General features: G+C 39.7%; 20 protein-coding genes. 4 read left to right on the plus strand and 16 right to left on the minus strand.

All coding sequences use genetic code 11. The features are described 5' to 3' along the window. Positions 1-93: 93 nt before the first annotated feature. The 8 genes from IV512_RS17835 to IV512_RS17870 all read right to left on the minus strand — a co-directional run bounded on the left by IV512_RS17835 (position 94) and on the right by IV512_RS17870 (position 9712). On the minus strand, positions 94-546 hold the full coding sequence (locus IV512_RS17835) for a tRNA (cytidine(34)-2'-O)-methyltransferase (protein ID WP_100871210.1): 453 nt from the start codon (positions 544-546) through the stop codon (positions 94-96). Between the two features lie 6 nt (positions 547-552). Next, positions 553-786, minus strand: a complete 234-nt coding sequence (locus IV512_RS17840; RefSeq protein ID WP_209405854.1) for a VF530 family DNA-binding protein — start codon at positions 784-786, stop codon at positions 553-555. Between the two features lie 232 nt (positions 787-1018). Continuing rightward, complete coding sequence (locus IV512_RS17845) at positions 1019-1882, minus strand: RNA polymerase sigma factor RpoD/SigA (protein ID WP_100871212.1); 864 nt, start codon at positions 1880-1882, stop codon at positions 1019-1021. 167 nt (positions 1883-2049) lie between these two features. Next, entirely contained in the window at positions 2050-4278 is a 2229-nt protein-coding gene (locus IV512_RS17850; RefSeq protein WP_209405856.1) for a polyribonucleotide nucleotidyltransferase, read from the minus strand. 187 nt (positions 4279-4465) lie between these two features. Then, positions 4466-4735: a 30S ribosomal protein S15 gene (gene rpsO, locus IV512_RS17855; protein ID WP_100871214.1), complete on the minus strand. Its 270-nt coding sequence runs from the start codon at positions 4733-4735 to the stop codon at positions 4466-4468. 269 nt (positions 4736-5004) lie between these two features. Further along, positions 5005-5865 (minus strand): acetyl-CoA carboxylase, carboxyltransferase subunit beta, encoded by an 861-nt coding sequence (accD, locus tag IV512_RS17860; RefSeq protein ID WP_100872350.1) that lies wholly within the window; start codon positions 5863-5865, stop codon positions 5005-5007. Positions 5866-5901: 36 nt separating this feature from the next. Beyond that, on the minus strand, positions 5902-6969 hold the full coding sequence (fbaA, locus tag IV512_RS17865; RefSeq protein WP_100871216.1) for a class II fructose-bisphosphate aldolase: 1068 nt from the start codon (positions 6967-6969) through the stop codon (positions 5902-5904). 139 nt (positions 6970-7108) lie between these two features. Next, positions 7109-9712, minus strand: a complete 2604-nt coding sequence (locus IV512_RS17870) for a BamA/TamA family outer membrane protein (RefSeq protein WP_209405858.1) — start codon at positions 9710-9712, stop codon at positions 7109-7111. 23 nt (positions 9713-9735) lie between these two features. Here IV512_RS17870 and IV512_RS17875 point away from each other — a divergent pair, with 23 nt between their 5' ends. Beyond that, the gene (locus IV512_RS17875) at positions 9736-10458 is read left to right on the plus strand and encodes an RNA methyltransferase (protein ID WP_209405859.1); all 723 of its coding nucleotides are present in this window, start codon (positions 9736-9738) and stop codon (positions 10456-10458) included. 16 nt (positions 10459-10474) lie between these two features. Here IV512_RS17875 and IV512_RS17880 read toward each other — a convergent pair whose 3' ends face one another. After that, positions 10475-11194: a porin family protein gene (locus IV512_RS17880; RefSeq protein ID WP_209405861.1), complete on the minus strand. Its 720-nt coding sequence runs from the start codon at positions 11192-11194 to the stop codon at positions 10475-10477. A gap of 83 nt (positions 11195-11277) precedes the next feature. Further along, on the minus strand, positions 11278-12006 hold the full coding sequence (ubiE, locus tag IV512_RS17885) for a bifunctional demethylmenaquinone methyltransferase/2-methoxy-6-polyprenyl-1,4-benzoquinol methylase UbiE (RefSeq protein WP_209405863.1): 729 nt from the start codon (positions 12004-12006) through the stop codon (positions 11278-11280). Between the two features lie 216 nt (positions 12007-12222). Between ubiE and trkA the strand changes: the two genes are divergently transcribed. Both trkA and IV512_RS17895 read left to right on the plus strand, forming a co-directional pair. Beyond that, positions 12223-13572 (plus strand): Trk system potassium transporter TrkA, encoded by a 1350-nt coding sequence (gene trkA / locus IV512_RS17890; RefSeq protein ID WP_209405865.1) that lies wholly within the window; start codon positions 12223-12225, stop codon positions 13570-13572. Then, positions 13572-15062: a TrkH family potassium uptake protein gene (locus IV512_RS17895; protein WP_209405867.1), complete on the plus strand. Its 1491-nt coding sequence runs from the start codon at positions 13572-13574 to the stop codon at positions 15060-15062. Before trkA ends, IV512_RS17895 begins: the two co-directional genes overlap by 1 nt. An 81-nt stretch (positions 15063-15143) precedes the next feature. On the opposite strand, the gene IV512_RS17900 is transcribed toward IV512_RS17895, so the two are convergent. Then, entirely contained in the window at positions 15144-16352 is a 1209-nt protein-coding gene (locus IV512_RS17900; RefSeq protein WP_209405869.1) for a pyridoxal phosphate-dependent aminotransferase, read from the minus strand. Positions 16353-16431: 79 nt separating this feature from the next. Continuing rightward, on the minus strand, positions 16432-17532 hold the full coding sequence (locus IV512_RS17905) for an acyl-CoA desaturase (protein WP_209405871.1): 1101 nt from the start codon (positions 17530-17532) through the stop codon (positions 16432-16434). 107 nt (positions 17533-17639) lie between these two features. Between IV512_RS17905 and rsmG the strand changes: the two genes are divergently transcribed. Next, positions 17640-18275, plus strand: a complete 636-nt coding sequence (rsmG, locus tag IV512_RS17910; RefSeq protein ID WP_209405873.1) for a 16S rRNA (guanine(527)-N(7))-methyltransferase RsmG — start codon at positions 17640-17642, stop codon at positions 18273-18275. A 355-nt stretch (positions 18276-18630) separates the two neighbouring features. Here rsmG and IV512_RS17915 read toward each other — a convergent pair whose 3' ends face one another. The 4 genes from IV512_RS17915 to IV512_RS17930 all read right to left on the minus strand — a co-directional run bounded on the left by IV512_RS17915 (position 18631) and on the right by IV512_RS17930 (position 22679). After that, positions 18631-19143 (minus strand): DinB family protein, encoded by a 513-nt coding sequence (locus IV512_RS17915; RefSeq protein ID WP_209405875.1) that lies wholly within the window; start codon positions 19141-19143, stop codon positions 18631-18633. 191 nt (positions 19144-19334) lie between these two features. Further along, positions 19335-20963 (minus strand): L-glutamate gamma-semialdehyde dehydrogenase, encoded by a 1629-nt coding sequence (gene pruA, locus IV512_RS17920; RefSeq protein ID WP_209405877.1) that lies wholly within the window; start codon positions 20961-20963, stop codon positions 19335-19337. 194 nt (positions 20964-21157) lie between these two features. Next, entirely contained in the window at positions 21158-21544 is a 387-nt protein-coding gene (gene apaG / locus IV512_RS17925; RefSeq protein ID WP_100871228.1) for a Co2+/Mg2+ efflux protein ApaG, read from the minus strand. 10 nt (positions 21545-21554) lie between these two features. After that, positions 21555-22679 carry a DUF3667 domain-containing protein gene (locus IV512_RS17930; protein WP_209405879.1) on the minus strand — a complete coding sequence of 375 codons (1125 nt, stop codon included), beginning with the start codon at positions 22677-22679 and terminating at the stop codon, positions 21555-21557. Between the last annotated feature and the right edge of the window lie 12 nt (positions 22680-22691).

Consider the following 22691-nt stretch of genomic DNA (forward strand, 5'->3'; position numbering starts at 1 on the left):
TGTCTTCACTTCAATTGCTACAAAAGTAATCAAATGAGAGTTTTTCTAGCTTGAAATGAGTTACATGTTTACATGTATAGTAATAACCGCAATTCAGCTCAGTTGACGTAGGCCTTCATAAACGGCAATACTCACGGCGTTGGCCAAATTTAAACTGCGTATGTGCTCGCTGTACAAAGGTATTTGGTAGAGCATATCTTCATTCGCCTCGGTCAATTCTTTGGGCAGCCCGACAGACTCCTTTCCGAAAATGAGGAACAGGTCATCTTCATATGGAATGGACCAATGTGCCTTTTTACCGTGGCTAGAGAAGAATGCCATTTTTTTATCACCATGTATGCTAAAAAATTCGTCTTGGCCCTCATAAGTGAAGCGGGAAATATGGGGCCAATAGTCAAGGCCGGCCCGCTTTAACCTTTTATCGCTTAATTCGAAACCAAAGGGTTTGACCAGATGCAGGTTCGAGCCCGTAGCTAATGCCAACCTGCCAATATTTCCAGTGTTGTTAGGTATTTCAGGTTCTATTAAAACTATGTTCAAAGCCACAAGCGGTTATTTTTTTATCGATTTTAAATATAAACGTTCTACTTTTTCTCTGGCCCATGGTGTTCGCCTCAAAAATTTTAATGATGATTTTATGGAAGGGTTGCTTTTGAAAGAATTGATGTTCACCCGTTCCGCTAACTCGTCCCATGTATATTTTTGTGTAAGATGTTCAAGCATATCTGCCAACTTTACACCATGAAGCGGATTATTGGGTTGCTTCGAAATATTATCATCTTTCATATAGCTGTTGGTATTGCCGTATAATCATTTTAAGATTACGATCACGGGTTATTGTCAAAAAAATGGACAAGCTGGAAAACCTGTATAAATGAAAAAACTCCGGTAATCAGCCGGAGTTTATTCATCAATCAAAAAACGAACAGTCATGATAAACTGTTGTTACCGATAAAATTACAACTAATATGCCAAATTTCCAATTTAAGGATTATTTAACGCTGTAATTTGTTTATGTTTAACCGAGGTAGGTTTTCAAGATTTTACTTCTTGATGTATGCTTTAATCTACGAATCGCTTTTTCTTTAATTTGACGAACTCTTTCCCTGGTCAGATCAAAAGTTTCACCGATTTCTTCCAAGGTCATCGAATGTTGACCTGCAAGGCCAAAATAGAGACGAATAACATCAGCTTCACGAGGGGTCAATGTTTCAAGGGCCCTTTCAATTTCTGTTCTGAGCGAATCGTGCAATAATTCTTTATCTGGGTTTGGCGACTCACCGCTACGAAGTACATCATAGAGGTTAGAATCTTCACCATCGATCAATGGAGCATCCATAGAAACATGGCGGCCCGAATTTTTCAAAGACTGTTTTACGTCTTCAACGGTCATATCCAATTCTTTGGCAATCTCTTCGGCAGAAGGCATACGCTCGTGTGCCTGCTCAAGAAAAGCAAAAGTCTTGTTGATTTTGTTGATAGAACCAATTTTGTTCAATGGCAAACGAACAATTCTTGACTGCTCTGCCAAGGCCTGTAAAATGGACTGTCTAATCCACCAAACGGCATATGAGATAAATTTGAAACCTCTGGTTTCATCAAAACGTTGTGCTGCTTTGATTAGCCCAAGGTTGCCTTCATTGATTAAATCAGGTAGGGTTAAACCTTGGTTTTGATATTGTTTGGCGACAGATACCACAAATCGAAGGTTGGCCTTAGTCAGTTTTTCAAGAGCGACCTGGTCGCCTGCCTTGATTCGTTGTGCCAATTCTACTTCTTCATCTGCAGTAATCAAGTCTACCTTGCCAATTTCTTGCAAGTACTTGTCCAAAGACGCTGTTTCTCGGTTGGTGACCTGTTTTGTAATCTTTAGCTGTCTCATCTAAAATTTCCTTTCGTTATGCATAGTTGCATATACTTATACGTAAAAAAGGTTGAAATGTTACATTAGGGTAAAAAAAACTTGATTTTTTGGATAAGATGCACAAAAAAAGCCCCGATGTACAATTATCGGAGCTTTCAATATATTTAACCTAAGAGGATTAGTGACTAATCTCTTCTCGGTTTTCTATCTCTATTGTCGCGACCGCGGTTGTCTTTTCCGCGATTACGATCGTTACGATCGTTGCTTCTTGGAGGTCTTTCTTTATAGCCTTCTGGCTTTGGTAGAAGAACTTTTCTAGAAACACGGTCTTTTCTTGTTCGAGAATCGATACCCATGTATTTCACATCGAAGACATCGCCCATGTTGACTACATCGGTTACATTTTCGGTACGTTCCCATGCCAATTCAGATACGTGTAGCAATACCTCGTTGCCAGGGGCATCTTGGTACTCTACTACTGCACCGAAATCTAACATTTTGATGACCTTAACTTCATAAACGCTACCCGCTTCTGGCTTGAACATTAATGAATCAATTTTGGTCAATACGGCATCGATACCGTCTTGGTCGGTACCTAAAATTTCAACGATACCTTCTTCGGTAACGGGATCTTCGTTAATAACGATAGTGGTACCGGTTTCTTTCTGTAGTTCTTGAATAACCTTTCCACCAGGTCCGATAAGGGCTCCAATAAATTCGTTCGGAATTATTCTGGTTACCATTTTCGGAGAATGGGGCTTCACATCAGCATTTGGTGCCGATATGGTATCAGTTAATTTACCAAGAATGTGTAAACGACCGTCTCTTGCTTGTTTCAAGGCATTTACCAAGATTTCATACGAAAGGCCTTTTACCTTAATATCCATCTGGCAAGCGGTAATACCGTCTTCTGTACCTGTTACTTTAAAGTCCATATCACCTAAGTGATCTTCATCACCCAAGATATCTGAAAGCACGGCATATTTTCCGGTTTCTGCATCAGAAATTAATCCCATGGCAATACCGGAAACTGGTTTTTTCAATTGTACACCGGCATCCATTAAAGCCATCGTACCAGAACAAACTGTAGCCATAGAAGAAGAACCATTAGACTCTAATACTTCTGAAACCACACGAACGGTATATGGGCAATCATCGGGCACCATACCCTTTAGAGCTCGTTGAGCTAAATTACCATGACCGACTTCTCTTCGTGAAGTACCACGAATAGGTCTAGCTTCCCCAGTTGAAAATGGAGGAAAGTTATAGTGTAAGTAGAAACGCTCTTCACCTTCTTGAGAAGGCATATCTATTTGATTGGCATCTCTAGACGTACCAAGGGTTACCGTAGCCAAAGCTTGGGTCTCACCCCTTGTAAAGATGGCTGAACCGTGTGTAGAAGGTAAGTAATCGACCTCACACCAAATTGGTCTGATCTCATCCGTTTTACGCCCATCTAAACGTAACCCTTCATTTAAGGTTAGGTCGCGTACAGCGGCCTTCTCTGCCTTATAGAAATATTTGGAGATCAATCCGTTATACTCTTCTTGTTCTTCTTCGGAAAAAGAGGCGATAACTTCTTCTTTGATAGTACCAAAAGCTGCACTTCTTTCGTGCTTGGCAGAACCTGCTTTGGCAATATCGTATACTTTGCTATACGTCAGGTCGTGTACCTTCTTGGCCAATTCTTCATCTTCTCTCTCTGGCTCGTATTCTCTAGTTTCCTTTTTACCGAATGCTTCGGCCAAACGTAACTGGGCGGCACATTGTACCTTAATGGCTTCATGTGCGAATTTGATAGCTTCGGTCATTTCCTCTTCGGAAATTTCATCCATTTCACCTTCAACCATCATCACGGAATCAGCAGATGCGCCGATCACCATGTCAATATCACTTTCCGCAAGTTGTTCGAAAGAAGGGTTGATGATAAACTCTCCGTTAATTCTGCCCACCCTTACTTCAGAAATAGCGCATTCGAACGGAAAATCTGAAAGTTGTATAGCGGCAGATGCAGCCAAACCGGCCATAGCATCTGGCATAACATTTTCATCATGAGACATCAATTGGATCATCACCTGGGTCTCAGCATGATAATCTTTCGGGAATAACGGACGTAAAACGCGGTCCACTAAACGCATAGTCAATACTTCACCATCACTAGGTCTGGCTTCTCTTTTGAAAAACCCACCAGGGTAACGGCCGGCGGCCGCAAATTTTTCGCGATAATCTACCGTAAGTGGTAAAAAATCTACATCGCTTTGCTTGTAGTTGGAAACAACGGTACACAGTAGCATACACTTTCCTGATTGCACAACGACAGAACCGTGGGCCTGCTTTGCCAATTTTCCTGTTTCGATAGAAATTTCCCTACCGTCACCAAGGTCTATGACCTCTTTAAATACTTTTGGAATCATAAATTTGATTTAAATCCGCCAAACGGGCGAACTGTTAAACAATGGTCTTTCCGACATTTTCTCTGGTCGGAGCTGTTGTGTTGTGTTGACCAATGAAAAACCGTGTGAAGCTTTTTGAATTTGCCTCGTCAAACGAGGGCTTTTGCAATATAAAAAAGGGACTGAAAATATTCAGTCCCCGAGTCAATTATTTTCTGATATTCAATTCTTTGATAAGTTCACGATACTTAACAATATCGTTCTTTATCATATAATCAAGAAGACTTCTTCTTTTACCTACCAAACGAACCAATGAACGCTCAGTGTTGTAGTCTTTTTGATTTTTTTTCAAATGCTCGGTTAGGTGGTTGATACGGTGTGTGAACAACGCAATCTGACCTTCGGTAGAACCTGTGTTCTCTGCTTTGCCTCCATATTTCTTGAAGATGTCGGCTTTTACTTCTTTACTTAGATACATGCCAATATTGTTTTAAATGATTTTTATGTACGTGATTGATTTTCAATCAGGCCGCAAAGATAAGATTATTTCATTAGCTACCCACTTCAAAATACATTTTTATCGACAAGCTAATGATAAGGGAAGCTTCTCAATCGTATAAAGTTTGATTGAAAGGTCAATTAAGGATGTTCGAAAAGATAAAAACCAACCTTTTTAAATCAAAAGGTTGGTTTTATAAGTCATTATAATTTTACCAAAAGGTTCTTTCCTCAATAAATATAATTAAATCAAGATCTTACCGGGTTGTTCTGAATTAAGTCAATATAAAGATTGATTTTATTCTTCAAATCGCGGCGGTGAACTATAAAATCAAGAAAACCATGTTCTTTAACAAATTCAGCCGTTTGAAAGTTGTCGGGAAGCTCTTTTCCAGTAGCTTCTTTTACTACTCTAGGGCCGGCAAAACCAATTAATGCACCAGGTTCTGAGATATTAATATCACCAAGCATGGCATAAGAAGCAGTAGTGCCACCTGTGGTTGGGTCGGTACATAAAGATATATATGGAATCTTAGCTTCTGCCAACTGTGCAAGTTTGGCCGATGTTTTGGCCAACTGCATTAGCGAAAGTGCAGCCTCCATCATTCGGGCCCCACCAGATTTAGAGACCATTACGAAAGGAAGTTTTTTCTTGATGGCATAATCAATGGCACGTGCGATTTTCTCGCCCACAACACTTCCCATTGAACCTCCGATAAAACTAAAATCCATACAAGCTACAACCAAATCTTTGCCTAACGACTTACCAACCGCAGTACGCACAGCGTCTTTTAAATTGGTTTTTTTCTGAGCATCCTTAAGGCGGTCTGAATACTTTTTGGTGTCTTCAAACTTTAAAGGATCCTTTGAGGTAAGCTTAGCGTCTAGCTCTTTGAACTTGTTATTGTCAAAAACAATCTCGAAGTATTCTTTACTACCTATTCTAACGTGGTAATCATCTTCAGGGCTTACATAAAAGTTTTTTGCCAACTCTTCAGATTCTACAATTTTCCCTGTGGGAGATTTGTACCAGAGCCCTTTTGGGGTGTCTTTTTTCTCTTCGGTAGCTGTTTGTATTCCTTTTTCTTTTCTCTTAAACCAAGCCGTCATTTCTTCCATATTATCGTTAGAGGATATACTTGAAAATTATAGGGTGTCAATATTGTTTAAATCTGCGAAAGCTTGTTTCAAACGCTCAGAAAACGCTTTTTCACCTTCCCTTAACCACACGCGCGGGTCATAGGTTTTTTTGTTGGGCTCGTCAGCTCCTTCAGGGTTTCCGATTTGAGCCTGTAAATAATCTTTTTTATCTTGAACATAATCACGAACACCGGATAAGAACGCATATTGCAAATCGGTATCGATGTTCATTTTTATAACTCCGTAGCTGATGCCTTCCCTTATTTCTTCTACCGAAGAACCGGAACCACCATGAAAAACAAAATCGATATGATTGTTTTCTACCCCATATTTCTCAGAGATATGCTCTTGCGAGTTCTTTAAAATTTTCGGAGTCAATTTAACATTACCTGGTTTGTAGACCCCATGAACATTACCGAAAGCGGCAGCAATTGTAAATCTATGGCTTACTTTTGAAAGTTCTTCGTAAGCATAGGCAACTTCTTCTGGTTGTGTGTAAAGCTTTGAATCATCTACATCAGAATTGTCTACACCGTCTTCTTCACCTCCTGTAATACCCAATTCGATTTCAAGCGTCATGTTCATTTTGCTCATGCGCTCTAAATATCCCTTACAAATTTCGATATTCTCTTCGATAGGCTCTTCCGAAAGGTCGATCATGTGAGAACTGAACAAAGATTTTCCGGTTTCCGCGAAGTGTTTTTCACTTGCATCTAACATACCGTCGATCCAAGGCAACAACTTCTTCGCACAATGATCGGTATGTAAAATTACGGTAGCACCATAGGCTTCGGCCAATTGATGAACATGTTTTGCACCGGCAACCGCACCTAATACGGCCGCTTTTTGATTTTCGTTTGAGAGTCCTTTTCCTGCATTGAATTGAGCCCCTCCATTAGAAAACTGAATGATTACGGGAGCATTCAAGCTAGCAGCTGTTTCTAAAACACCGTTGATGGTATTCGATCCTATTACGTTTACCGCTGGCAGTGCAAAAGCTTTTTCCTTTGCATATTTGAAAATTTCTTGAACTTCATCTCCGGTAGCAACGCCGGGCTTGATATTGTGGGCCATAGTTTCTTTAATCTAGGTTTGTAAATTGAATGGGACAAAAGTAATAAAATAATATCTCTCGAAAGTAAGGGCTAGGCAAGAATATCGCCTAGTTTTCAAGGTCGCTATAGCATTATAGGTATTTTAGCCTGATATAATTTTAGAAGGGGTAGTTGATACCGATTTGAAGCACGGCGTTTGAAAAGTCGAAATCTGTGAACCATCTTTGGGAAATTTCATTGGCAGGGTTGTAAGTTTTGAAACCCAAATCGGCTCGAAGCACAAAGTAAGTGAAATCGTAACGTAGGCCGAACCCCGTACCCAAGGCAATATCTTCTAATGATTTAAAACCCGTAAAAGTAGCTGCCGGATCTTCAACATTGTCAAATACGTTCCAAATATTACCGGCATCGGCAAAGAGGGCGCCCTTTAAATCGCCTATGAGCGGAAATCGATATTCAAGGTTTACACCTATTTTGAGATTGGCTTCATTGAAATCATTAATAGCATCAGTGCTACCAGGCCCCAAGGAATAAGGCGACCATGCCCGAATATCATTGGCGCCACCTGCAAAGTAACTTCGTACAAAGGGGATGTTGTTAGAGTTACCGTAAGGTATAGCAATACCAAAAAATGTTCGTAATGCCAAAACATTGTCACGAGATACATTCCAATATTTCACATAATCGAATTCAGTCTTTATATATTGACTATAGGGTACCCCGAATATGAGTCTGTCTTCATTCTCATTTTCTTCAAAAGGAATAATTTCTGAAATGGCGGATAAAAGATTTCCGGCACTTTCCACTTTAAAACGAAATTGATAGAAGGTATTGTCGGTTATGGTTTCTCGATTATTCAAGTTTAGGGTATAGTTACTCGCGAATATCAGGTTGTTTTCTGTTAGCCTATCCCTTCTTTCTTCAATTCTGCTGACGGTCTGTAACTGAGCGGCCGTAGTAGTTATTTCATTATTTAATACCGCCTGGGTAAAGCCTGTGGTGCCTGATGGAATAATAAGCCTTGGATCGGTCGAAGTACCTACTGTTTCAAAAAAAGGTTCAAGCTCAGGGTAGAGGTTGGCATTGTCAAAAAGGTCTGCTACCTCATCTAATTGCTCATACGAGTTTCGATAAACGTTAAAAAAACGATCGATATTCACATTTCGCACGAATTGTAGGTTAATAAGTTCGACGTTATGTTTAATGAAATCGGAAGGAACCCAATTGTAGCTCAATACGCTATTAAAAGCTTGTTTGTCAAGACCTATATTTTTTTGAAAACTGGTACCAAGTGATATACGTGTTCTTGGAAGCGTATAACTGGGAATGATAGAATTCGTATTAAAAAACGGAAACCATATGCGAGGTATATCTAAATTAAGATCGGCACCGTATTCCTGTATATTGAAAAAGCGATTGTCTATTATGCTTGGGTCGTTCGAAGAACCAATACTGAGCCTACCTGCTAAACTAAGGTTTTCCGCGCCGCCAAAAAGGTTTCGGGCCTGTAAAGAAGGGCTCAGTGCCAAGCCTACTTGCTGAATGTTCGATCGCGTAATTTCAAAAGACGTTCCCAACGAATATTTAGGTCTCGCGGCAAGATAAATGTTGGCATCCAAAGTGTTGCTATCCCCGTTAGGTTCAGAAGTAATCGTTGGATATTTGAACACACCTAAATTGGTAATCTGTCTATAGGTTCTGGTTCGGTCAATATCCCTATAAATACTATCTTTTTTAAAAAAGACGGCATTAGCCAAGGTTTTAGGCTTGAACCTAAGTTTATCGTGATAAAATATATTATAGTCGCCGTAACTGATAAATTTTTGCTCACTATCGCTCTCGTCGTAAAGATAATCGGTATAGATATTTATTTTATCGAACCGGTATACCTTATACTCACTTGAGGTTACGGCAGTATCACCTCTTCTTTTGAAATTGTCGATGTTCAGCTCGATATTCATTTGCTGGTCATCGGCCACTTTGGTGGTGTCGGTTGCGATGTCGTATGATATGGAGCTCTCTTGAAAGTTGTAGACCCCTGAATTTCTAAAGGTACTGCTCAATCTTTCACGTTCCCTTGAAAATTGGGTCAGGTCGAACTGGTCTCCCTGTTTTACAAAAGACAGTTCATTATTAAGTTGGTAAAGAGAGTCGATTGCCTTCGAGGCTATTTCATGAGATAATGTGTCTATAAAAAAAGGTTTTCCTAATTCTACCTTATAATCCACTTTGGCACGTTTCTTTTTTGATAAGGAATCAACATCAAAAGTAGTATTGTTGTTAAAATACCCCTTGCTGCCATAATAAGCACTTAAACGCTCTAAAGTACGTCTTGCTTTGGTGGTGTCTATGACGACAGGGGCTTCCCCTATGTTCTTTAACCAATCGCTGAGGCCGGTAACCAAAAAAGACTCACCTAAACGGTCAACTTGTTTTTTTGATAACAGTCGAACCAGTCTCGGTTCTCTTTTTTCTTTGCGATAAAGCCAGGCCTGATATGAAGAATCAGGGTTTTTCTTAGCAAGGTTATAAAGGTTCAAACGAAGCGGATAACCCAGAATAGTTGTATTCGGTTCTTGAAGAATTAAACTCTCAATGGCCTCATCTTTGACCTCTTCGCCATCGGCGAAAATAGTATTTTCTGTAAGCAAGAGTTCATTTTCTCCGACCCTTTTTAGGGTGTTGCAAGAATTGATCACCACCACTAGAAATAATAGGCTTATTTTAGCGCACGTATTTGTGATGCGTAACGATGTGATCATAGCCCCCAAAAATACATCTTTTTATGATTGTTAAAAGCCAAATAAAACTTATAAGAAGTCTGCATCAAAAAAAGTACCGTAATGAAAATGGGCTTTTTTTTGTTGAAGGAAAAAAGGCTGTTCAAGAGTTGTTGAACTCTCGATTTGATGTGGTAAAGGTATACAGCACAGAATTTGGATTGCTACCAGCTTCAAACGAGATGGTTGAAATGATTACCGAGGCCGAACTTAAAAAAATTAGTGCATTAAATACCCCGAATAAGGTTTTGGGTGTTTTCAAGATTCCAAAAATTGAGCAAGTAAATTTCGATGATTGGATAGTTGCCGCGGATGATATTCGGGATCCCGGGAATTTAGGTACAATAATAAGGCTATGTGATTGGTTCGGAGTTAAACATCTTATATGTTCCAAGGAAACCGTTGACTGCTATAACCCTAAAACATTACAAGCAACAATGGGTTCCATTTCGCGGGTCAATGTGGGATATACCGATTTATATGAATTTCTTAATACATTGGAGGTGCCGATTTATGGCGCTTTCATGGAAGGGGAAGTGGTCTATAAAAACAAACTGCCAAGGTCAGGTGTTCTTGTTATGGGTAATGAGGCCAATGGCATTTCTGAAAAAATAGAGAGCCTTATAAATAAAAAAATAAGTATACCTCAATTTGGTATGCAGACTACAGAGAGTTTGAATGTGGCAACGGCTACGGCCATTTTATTGAACGAAATACGAAGAGGATAAAATGGAGTTTTCAACCTTACTCAAAAGTGAAATTGATAAAAAGACCACGAGTGCTCATTTTTTCAATATTGCCCGTCCATGGGCTATTGGGGTCAACATCTCTAATCAGTTCGTCGGTAAGGCCAAAAACTCCTCTTATAGAGGGGGTGAACTTAAAGTATTCGAGATAGAAATCGATGCCAAAACCAAGCTCGTAGTTGTACGTCCACTTTTTCATCCTAAAAGTACCACTACTATTATCATCGGGACTATCTTCGTTGCTACCTAAATTTAGTGATGCTGAGGGCCCTGCAACCAAGAAAGGTTTCCAATTACCAAAACGTCTGGTATTTATTTTTAATAATAAAGGAAAGTTGATGTACGTAGATTTTACATCTCGAATCGCATTCCTCTCGCCTTCTTCTGTGGCTTGAAAGCCAGGAAAACCTAATGTTCTTGCGTTGTAGTAGAGACCTGGCTCAAGTCGAAGGTCTAAAAATTCATGAAGCCTCATTTCACCAATAAGACCTACGTTAAACCCGGTAGATTTAAGAACTTGAATGTCCGTACTTTGATTGCCTCGGTCCTCTTTATAATCAAATTCAAAGCCGTAGCGGTTAAAACCAAGAAAGTATCCGTAGTTAAGAAACTTTTTGTCTTTATTTTCAATATTTAGAATGGGATCGGCGTTAAACTGAGCGCTAACTGCTGAGGTCATACCCAGCACAATTCCCAAAAGCAAAAAAAATCTTTTCATTCAAAAAAAATTATCCGCCCCGTCAAATGCCTTGAAACAATAGGGGAGCCGGTATTTTTAAAATGCCCATTCAGGGCAGTAGTTTACTTTTTGGCTATATATATAGATGCCACCCCAAATGTCTGGGGTTTGTTCTCTACCTCTATAAACCCGATTTTTCTCAAAATATTGTTGAACGCTTCACCATGTGGAAAAACAGATGCAGATTCACTCAAATAGGCATAGGCAGAACGGTCTTTGGAGAAGAGTTTTCCAATTACGGGCAACACATTTTTGGTATAGAAACCATAGCCTTGTTTGTACGGAGAATTAGTCGGTACAGATGTTTCCAATACCGCAAAAGTACCGCCAGTAGCCAGAACGCGATAGATTTCTGCTAAACCTTTTTCAAGGTTCTCAAAATTACGAACGCCAAAAGCTACGGTAATAGCATCAAAACTGTTGTCTGAAAAGGGTAGGTTTTCACTATCGCCCACAACCATTTCAATAGTCTTGTTCAAATTTTTCTGCTCAATTTTTTTCTTGCCAACTTCAAGCATACCTGGTGAAATGTCCAATCCAACTATAGATTCGGCTCCGGTCTTTACTAAGTTTATGGCCAAATCGCCTGTACCTGTAGCAATATCTAGGATGGTTTTGGGTCGAGAGGCCTTGATGATATCGACAACGCGATTCCTCCATTTTATATCTATGCCAAATGAAATGACTCTATTCAGACCGTCATAGCTGCCTGAAATAGTATCGAACATTTTCGTAACCTGGGCTTTTTTACCAAGTTCTGAATCTTTATACGGTATTACCTTTTTGGCCATGGGGCAATTTTTTGTGCAAAGATACAATATCGGCCCAAGTATGCGTTGTAAGGTGAATTAGATTGCTTTTCAAGGGCGAAAGAGTAATTAAAAGCCAATTTAAAAGTGACGATCGATTAAATGTGTAATTTTGCTCCGCAAATTATAACCTGAGCAATATACTATTAAATTGTATTAGTGTATATAAACTGCAGGCCCACACAAAGTTGCTAGCGAATGAAAATTATTATTGCAGGTGCCGGTGAAGTAGGTTTTCATCTGGCAAAACTGCTGTCTTACGAATCTCAAGACATCACACTTATAGATACTAACAAAGAAAGTTTGGCCTACGCCGATACCCATTTGGATATTCGCGTATTGCGAGGCGATGCTACTTCTATTGCGGTATTGAAAGATGCAAATGTTCAAGATTCGAGTTTGATGATCGGTGTCACCGCTTCTGAAACTACGAATTTGACTCTATGTATGTTGGCCAAGCAATTGGGGTGTAAGCAAACTATTGCCAGAATTTCTAATACAGAATTTGTCGAAGATCGTGAAACCCTTCGTTTTTCAGAATTGGGTATAGATGAGCTTATTTCTCCGGAAGAGTTGGCGGCGACGGAAATAAAGTTGCTGTTGAATAAGTCGGCTTTCAACGATACCTATGAATTCGAAATGGGCAAGTTGATTATGGTCGGTGTTTCGTTACCACCTTCGGCCCCATTTGTGGGCAAGATGGTCAAAGAGGCTGCAAAAATATTTCCTGAACTGCATTTTATGCCGATTGCGTTGCAGCGTACCGGAACTCAATATACGGTAATACCTCGTGGTGATACGGTTTTTAAAGATGGTGACCAAGTTTACTTTATTACGACCACAGAAGGAGTAGAGGAACTTTATAAATTAACAGGGAAGAAAAAAGAGGAGATCAAAAATGTCATGATTCTTGGAGGGAGCAAGGTAGGCTTTAAAGCCGCCCGCGATCTTTGTATGAATCGCTTCAACGTTAAGTTGATCGAGAAAGATAAGGAGAAGGCCTTTGATTTGGCCGATGACCTACCCAATGCCTTGGTAATTAATGGGGACGGTAGAAACGTAGAGCTCTTAGAAGAAGAAAGCCTTGAATCTATGGATGCGTTTATTGCCGTTACCGGCAACTCCGAAACCAATATTATGTCTTGTTTGGTAGCCAAGTCGAAACGCATCAAGAAAACTATAGCCTTGGTTGAGAATATGGATTATTTTCAACTTTCACATTCTATAGGAATTGATACTTTGATCAATAAAAAACTTTTGGCGGCCAATAATATTTTCCGGCACATTCGAAAGGGAGAAGTAGTGGCCTTGATGAGGTTGAACAATTTGAACGCCGAAATCCTTGAATTCGTGGTAAAGCCTACATCCCGGGTAACCGGTAATCTCATTAGGGAGCTCGATTTTCCGCGTTCAGCTACTATTGGTGGTGTTGTGCGAGATGATGAAGGTATTATTGCCTTGGGTGGTTTTGAAATTAAGGCGGGCGACCGAGTAGTGGTCTGTTGTCTTCCGGAAGCTATTCCGAAAATTGAACGATTGTTTCTTTAATGCGTCTGAACTCAAAAATAATATTCCATATCATGGGGCTGCTATTGCTTTGCAATGGTGGCTTTATGCTTTTGGCGGCATTAGTGAGCGGCATTTATTCCGATGGGGCTACACTTGGCATTGCTCTGGCCGCAATAACCTCAATGTTCGGGGGTACTTTTGCAATGTTCTATACTAGAGACCATAAAAAAGAGGTAAAGCGCAAAGAAGGTTATATCATCGTTACCTTTGGTTGGATCGTGATGTCGGTATCGGGTATGCTTCCGTATCTGTTTTCTAATGCTATACCTTCGGTTACCAATGCTTTTTTTGAAACTATTTCCGGTTATACAACAACGGGGGCGTCGATATTGGATGATATCGAGTCGCTACCGGAAGGATTGTTGTTTTGGCGTAGTTTGACGCATTGGATCGGTGGAATGGGCATTATTGTATTGGCAATCGCCATATTACCGCTTTTAGGTATAGGGGGCATGCAGTTGTTTGCGGCAGAAGCACCAGGGCCTAGCGCCGATAAACTGCATCCGCGTATAACCGATACGGCCAAGCGACTTTGGTATATTTATTTGGGCTATACTTTGGCCGAGACCGTGCTTTTGAAACTGGCGGGTATGTCGTTTTTCGATGCCATCAACCATTCTTTGGCAACCCTTTCAACAGGGGGTTTTTCTACTAAAAACCTCAGTTTGGCCTACTGGAACGATCAGCCATTGATTCAGTATATTATAATTTTATTTATGTTCTTGGCGGGTACGAATTTTGTCATGAGCTATTTCGCATTTAAGGGAAAAATACAGCGAATCATAAAAGATGAGGAGCTGAAGTTTTATACGGGCTTTATTCTTTCGTTTACAATTATTGCCGCTTTGGTAATATTTTTTAAAGCCGATGTCGTTATAAATGATTATCACCCTAAAGTTTTGGGTGATGCCGAGAGTGCTTTTCGACATGCGCTATTTCAAGTTGTTGCTGTGGTAACCACAACAGGTTTTGTCACGGCAGACTTTACTAGTTGGACACCTTTCTTGACCGTATTCTTTTTCGGACTGATGTTTCTGGGGGGTTCTGCGGGTTCAACCGCTGGTGGTATCAAGGTAATGCGACATATCTTGATTATCAAGAACGGATTATTAGAGTTCAAGCGCACATTGCATACCAGTGCTGTAATACCCGTACGCTATAATGGCAAAACAGTGAAGGAACATATCGTTTATAACATCATAGCTTTTTTTGTGCTCTATATGTTGCTATTTATTATCGGAGCGTTAGGCCTTGGGGCGATGGGTATGGATTTTGTTACCGCAATAGGTGGTGCCGCTTCTTCTTTGGGTAATGTTGGCCCCGCGTTCGGCACATTGAATCCGGTAAGTAATTTTAATGGCTTGCCAGATATAGGTAAATGGTGGTGCGGTTTTTTAATGCTCGCCGGTAGGTTAGAATTGTTTACGGTGCTGATTCTGTTCTCGCCGTACTTCTGGAAAAAAATATAACTTTACTTAGATAACTTTGCTATAAGAAAAAGGCTCTTCAGTTTATACAGAAGAGCCTTTTTTTACATGTTATTCCTTTTTTTAGCTCAGAGCCTTTTTAATTCTTGAAATGGCTTCTTTAATATCTTCTTCGGATGCCGCATAAGAAATTCTAATGGAGTTGCCGTTACCGAAAGCATCTCCGGTTACGGTAGCAACATTGGCATGTTCTAACAAGTACATCGCAAAATCGGAAGCATTTTCGATGGTAACCCCATTAAGCGTTTTTCCGAAATAGGCCGTAACATCTGGGTATACATAGAACGCACCCTCTGGTTCGTTACAACGAAAACCTTCTATCTCGTTTAATAGACCTAAGATAAGTTGACGTCTTTCCTTGAACTTATCTACCATAAACTGAACTCGGTCGGGAGATTCGGTTAGAGCGGTGATTACAGCGCGCTGGGCGATGCAGTTCGCTCCACTGGTAACTTGGCCTTGTAATTTATTACATGCCCGTGCAATGGCTTTTGGTGCGCCGATATAGCCAATTCTCCAACCGGTCATGGCGAAAGCTTTGGCAACGCCGTTTACGGTTACCGTTCTATCATACATATCATCAAATGCGGCCATAGAAGCGTGTTCTGTTACCCCGTAGTTGATATGTTCATAAATTTCATCGCTTACCACGATTATCTGCGGATGCTTTTTCAATACATCGGCAAGGGCACGAAGTTCAGCCTCACTATAAATTGAGCCACTCGGGTTGCATGGTGAGCTGTACCAGAGCATACGGGTCTTTGGGGTGATGGCGGTTTCCAGTTGTTCGGGGGTCATTTTAAAATCGTTCTCGATTGAAGTGGCGACTTCAACAGGCACCCCATCGGCAAGTTTTACGATATCACTATAACTTACCCAATATGGGCAGGGTAGAATCACTTCGTCTCCTGCATTTAAAACTACCTGTGCTATATTGTATAGGGCTTGTTTCGCTCCAGTTGAAACTACGATTTGGGTAGGATCATAATTGATGCCATTGTCACGTTTGAACTTTGTGATGATAGCATCTTTCAAATCTACATAACCATCTACAGGTGTATAAGAATTGTAATCTTGATTGATGGCCTCAACGGCAGCATCTTTTATATATTCAGGTGTGTTGAAATCCGGTTCTCCAAGGCTCAATCCGATAATATCTTTACCGGCTGCGCGTAACTCACGTGCCTTGGCCGCCATTTCAAGAGTGGCGGAAGGGGTTAAACTATTGATTCGGTCAGATAGACCGTTAGATGTAGCTAAAGTTGAAGTCATCTCGATTTTTAAATTAAAGTCGTGAAAAGGTTTTGATAAACGTGTCGATCACATGAATAAAACAATATGTATTAATCTATCACATCTGTAAAGAAGGCTGTTGCCCTAATTCTTTCAGGTGTTTGAAGTGCGAAATTATAGCTTTTCTGGTAGTTCTGTATTCGTGATAAGGCAAATTAAATTCCATTGCCGTTTCTTTCACAATTTTAGAAATTTTTGTGTAATGAACATGACTGATATTAGGAAAAATATGGTGCTCGACCTGATGGTTGAGTCCGCCAGTAAACCAGTTGACAATTCGGTTTTTAGTACCAAAATTAACAGTGGTGAACAATTGATGAATGGCCCAAGTATTTTTCATGGTTCCACTTTCATCGGGTAACGGTGTTTGGGCATCATGAACAATATGTGCCAATTGAAATACAACGCTCAAGATTACACCGGCCACATAGTGCATAATAAAAAAGCCTAAAAGTATCTTCCACCAGGCTATGTCGACGAATATCATGGGAAGTACTATCCATATGGTAATATAAAGCAATTTGGTAACGACCAAAGTACTCCAGTTAACAACAGGGTTAGGAAATTTACCGTATGACAATTTTCTTTTTGTATAACGGTACATTTGCATAAAATCTGTAGTTATTGCCCAATTAAAGGTCAACAATCCGTAGAGCAAAACGGAATAAAAATGCTGAAATTTGTGGTGTTTATGCCATTTTGCATGCTTTGAAAAGCGTAGAATTCTGCCTGCTTCCATATCTTCGTCATGCTCATGAATGTTGGTGTAGGTATGGTGCAATACATTATGCTGTACTTGCCAGTTGTATACATTACCTGCTAATATGTAGATACTGCTGCCCATTAGCTTGTTCACCCATTTTTTATTGGAATAAGAACCATGATTGCCATCATGCATAACATTCATGCCAACACCGGCCATGCCAACGCCCATTACTATAGTAAGTAATAGATTGGCCCAAGTCGGTAAACCGAGTGTTAAGATTAAGAAATAGGGGGTGAGAAATAGGGCAAACATGATGATGGTCTTCAAGTGCAAGCGCCAATTGCCCGTTTTTTTTATTTGGTTCTCTTTAAAATAATCGTTGACCCTTTTGTTCAGGGTTTTGAAAAAATGTGCCGGATCTTTTCTAGAGAAGCGTACGGTTTTTGTATTCATTTATAGGGTTCTTTTCTTGGGGATAATTTAAAATACGCCCATTTAATCTGATGTTGTTATATTATCGTGAGTGAATATAGTAATTTTGTAACCATACAAATATACGCATGACCGCTGAAATAGTTTTTAAATATTTTCCCAATTTATCTGATAACCAACGTCAACAGTACCTGATTTTAGAAGAACTTTATAAAGATTGGAATCAAAAGATAAATGTGGTTTCTAGAAAAGATATCGAAGAATTGTATCTGCGTCATGTTTTGCATTCACTAGGTATCGCCAAAATTCAAACTTTTAGAGAGGGCAGTTCGATTCTAGATGTGGGTACCGGCGGTGGTTTCCCGGGTATACCTTTATCTATCTTATTTCCAGAAGTTCAGTTTACTTTAGTCGACTCTATCGGTAAAAAAATCAAGGTGGTAGAGGAGGTAGTCGAGGGTCTGCAATTGAAAAATATACGGTCGATAAATGCTCGAGTTGAAGAAATTGATGGGCAGTTCGATTTTATAGTGAGCAGGGCCGTGGCCGCGATGCCTACCTTCACGCACTGGGTCAAGGGTAAAATCAAAAAAGAATCCGTTCATGATCGTAAAAACGGTATACTATATTTAAAAGGTGGTGATCTTACCGAAGAGCTTAAAGATTATAAGACCGTTCAAATTTTTGACTTGCCCGATTACTTTGATGAGGAATTCTTTCAAACCAAAAAGGTGGTTTACTTACCTCTCAAATTTAAAGGTTAACCTATAAGCTTAGTAGGTTGTAATAAGTTTTTCTATACTTTCTAGCATAAATCTTCAAGTAGCCCCAAAAATGTATTTGGAAGCAATTGACCAGCATTCTAGTCTTGGTGATAATTGTAGTCCTTCTCATAATCCAACTCATTTAATTAAATACAAAGTTCAGTATATTACGTTTGATTTACAATTAATTAACGTTAAATTTACATTGATATTGCGTTGAATTTCAATGTTTTGTATTAAAATAGGCCTGAATGCCCCTATTTTAAGGGTGTTTCCAATGTTTTTTTTTAAACTATCAATAAAAAAACCTTGCTGATTTCAACAAGGTTCTTAACATGACTCTCTTAAAAGCGTCTTATTTGCTCCAAGGAGGGGTAACTCCATTCGAACGTGCATAGGCGATTAATTGACCTTTATGCTCCCCATTATGTTCCATGATGACCAATAGTCCGCTAAGTTTGTTCATTTTCATGAATCCGAAGTCAACTTCTTCATCCAAACCATCACTTTCGACTTTTGTAATTTTGTCTAGAACGAATTCGTTTGATTTTTTTAAGGCCTCTATAATATTGTTTTTTCCGGTTATCTTGCCCAAGTTCATCATATCAACATCTTCCGGTGGTGCGAACCCCAGTTTTGATGCCAAGAAATAGTTGGCACCTGCAACGTGCATCAATGCTTCCCCTACGGAGTTAACGCCTTCCATAGGTCTCCAATTGTATTGTTCTTCAGAGAACGCTTCGGCCAATGAGACGACCTGGGCCTGATTGCCTTCTAATACCCCTTTAATGGTATTCTGGGTAAGGTTGTCTTGGGCGAAGGTTATTGTGCTAGTCAAAAACAGCAATGCAAAGATTGATTTTTTCATTTTTAATAAGTTTTAGTTGTTATTAATGAAGTAGTTGTTATGTGATTAACTGATTTGTTTACAAGGTATTAAAAAGGTGCTAATTCCTCTTGAGAATTTGCATAAATAACAAATTCACGTGAAAAAAAAGGGATGATTCTCGGTCATTCGAAAATCATCCCTCTTAAAATAATAGTGCAAGTGTAACCGGTTTAGCCTAGAAAAGGATACCGATAATCTTCAGGGGTTACAAAAGTTTCTTTAATTAATCTTGGAGATACCCATCGCAACAAGTTCTGCATTGAGCCTGCTTTGTCATTTGTGCCTGAAGCTCTAGCACCGCCGAAAGGTTGTTGACCCACTACTGCCCCGGTAGGTTTGTCGTTGATGTAGAAATTACCTGCGCAATTTTGCAATGCTTTGGTAGCTTCGTCGATTGCATAACGGTCACCTGAAATAACAGCACCTGTCAGTGCGTACTCAGATGTTTCGTCAACCAATTTAAGGGTTTCAGACCAGTCTTTATCTTCATAGGCATACACGGTCACCACAGGGCCGAAAAGCTCGGTTTCCATAGTAGTATACTTGGGATCTGTTGTCAAGATAACTGTTGGCTCAATAAAATAACCCTTAGATTTGTCGTATTCGCCACCTACAATTATCTCGGCATTCTCGTCTTCTTTGGCTTGGTCGATATACTTCGCCAATTTGTCAAAAGAGCCTTCATGAATAACAGCGGTAATAAAGTTGCTCATATCCTCAGGGCTCCCGGGCTTGTTGAACGACTGAACATCTTTCTTTACGAGGTCTAAAATTTCTTTTGATGTTGATTTTGGAAGATATACCCGTGATGCAGCACTACATTTTTGTCCCTGAAATTCAAACGCCCCACGCGATATGGCTGTTGCTACTTGTTGCGGCTTGGCCGTTGGGTGAGCTATTATAAAGTCTTTTCCACCAGTCTCTCCAACAATTCTTGGGTAAGTCTTATAAGTGTGAATATTGTTTCCGATTTGTTTCCAAAGTTCTTTGAATACATGGGTCGAACCGGTAAAATGTATACCTGAAAAATCAGGGCTTTTCAAAACAGTATCCGTAATCATGACCGGATCACCGAATACAACATTGATAACTCCATCAGGGAGCCCGGCCTCTTTAAATATATCAACGATTACCTTAGCGGAAAATATTTGACTATCGCTGGGTTTCCAAACTACCACATTGCCCATTAAAGCGGCGCTTGCGGGCAAGTTTCCAGCAATTGCCGTGAAATTGAAAGGAGTGATCGCATAAACAAAACCTTCGAGTGGCCGATATTCGACCCTGTTCCAAATACCTTCTGCCGAGTCAGGCTGCTCCTCATAAATTTGAGCCATGTATTCTACGTTAAAACGGAGAAAGTCAATCAATTCACAGGCCGAGTCTATTTCTGCTTGATGAATATTTTTGGACTGCGCCATCATAGTGGCGGCATTTATTTTAGCCCTGTAAGGGCCGGCAATCAATTCGGCTGCTTTTAAGAAAATAGCGGCACGTTGCTCCCAAATTAAATTCGCCCAGGCCTCTCTAGAATCTAGACAATTGTCAATGGCTTCTTGAATATTTTCTTTGTTGGCTAGATGATAGTGGCCCACGACGTGTTTGTGGTCGTGCGGAGGCGACATTGGCTTGGTGTTGCCAGTCTTAACTTCTTTGCTGCCTATATATAAAGGTACTTCAACCGTATTCTCGTAGTAATTGCGATAGGCCTTCAGCACTTCTTCGCGCTCAGGTGTACCCGGAGCATATGTTTTTATAGGTTCATTTATAGCTGTTGGTACTTGGAAAAATCCTTTGCCCATAATAAATAGTGTGTTTTGAGTTTTAGAATGTTCACAAAGGTAGGATGAGTAAATTGAAATAAAAAAGGAATGAAGCGGTTATCCTCTGATGAGTCAAAGGTTTAACTTCTCTTTATAAAATAACGGACACATTTTATTTACCTGTATTGGATGCTGGTATCCGCCGGATAGAAAAAAATCAATAAAAATATGAATCAATTCAGCGCAAAAGGTGCGTGAAATTTAAATGTTGGCACATAGACCCTGAACTTCTCGGTCGAACTGAAATTCACCATATTGTAATGACCTCGCATAGCCCCAATGGGAGAAGCCAAAAGACAACCGGAAGTGTAGGTATGGGATTCGCCAGGTTTGATTACCGGTTTTTTTCCGATTACACCATCGCCATCAAGAATTTCTAATTCGTTAAGTGCATCGTGAATTTTCCAGTGCCTAGAAGTAAGTTGCACCGAATCTTTGCTTTGGTTTTCGATGGTAATGGTATAGCCAAAGGCGAAATGCATCTTATAATTTTTAAAGAAGGTGCCTTCGAAGCTAGTATTTACCGAAATTTTAATTCCCTTGGTAACCTGTGTAATCATGTATGTAGGTCTAATAGGTGATTATGTTTCCAGCTATCAAGATTAGGGTTGAAAACATAGCCAATATAAAAAAAATCGTGTTTAAAAAAAGATATTTAACAATAGTTTTGAAAATGTTCTGTCCGTAAAATTTTCTCATGGCCTGAAAGAGGTATATGGAAAAGATGGTCAGAAATATCCAGTTGCTACTTACGTTAAAAATCGAGTCAATCAAATAGCTAATAATGAGCAAGATAAACAACAATGAAGTGATGTGAAAGCTAAAGATTAAATGATCGGTATAATTGTATTTTTTTCTGATGTAGACCAACCAAATAAAAAGAGTGAAGATGGGCAAGAAGAAAAAAATGGCAAAAGGCAGCCTTGAAACTATAGTTTTGAGAAAGTCGCTCGGCCTATTTTTTATTTTTGACCAACTACGCCCGACGTTAAAAGTAAATCTGTTCTCTTGGTTGTCTGTAAATCTATATTTGACTTTGGCTTGATCATAGTTTCGAACCGAATCACGCTCGACCATGGTGGCAAAAAAGTCTTGCTTTTGTAAAACCCTATTTAGTAATGGCCTATTGTTTAACGAATGAAAGTAATTGATAGGGTCTGAATTGAGTGCTGAAGTTTTCTTCTTTATGAACTCGCTTATGGTCGAATTGAGACCCATGGAATCTACAATTCTCATCAATTCTCGTTTCTCGCTTTCATTTTCGTATTGAAGAGTGTCTAATGTCTTTTTCAAATCGAAATTCGGTAGTTTAACTTTGCCATCAAAAGTGTCTGCCTGTTCGAAATTTCCTGTAATACCTAAAATTAAAAAGTATATAATGGCCAAGCTTAATAGAAATCGAAAGGGGTTGGTATATGATACCCGCTTGCCATTTATATAGTCTCTTGTGATTTTACCAGGTCGCAGAAGAAGTGCTGATAGGGTCTTCAACAGTTTCGAGTCGTAAGAGATGAAGCTGGCAAAGAATTCGTCTAGAAAATCTTTAATCGATAATTTTTTGGTGCTGTTGGCTTGAGAGCAATTTGGGCAGAACTTGTCTGATAACTGCAATGGGTGACCGCAGTTGAGACATTCGGTGCCTCGGTATTCAATTTTAAATCTTCCTTTATTGGTTACGGTCGGTACGTTCTTCATTTACCGCAATTT

This window comes from Pseudozobellia sp. WGM2, from assembly GCF_017810075.1.
Lineage (GTDB): Bacteria > Bacteroidota > Bacteroidia > Flavobacteriales > Flavobacteriaceae > JADNYK01.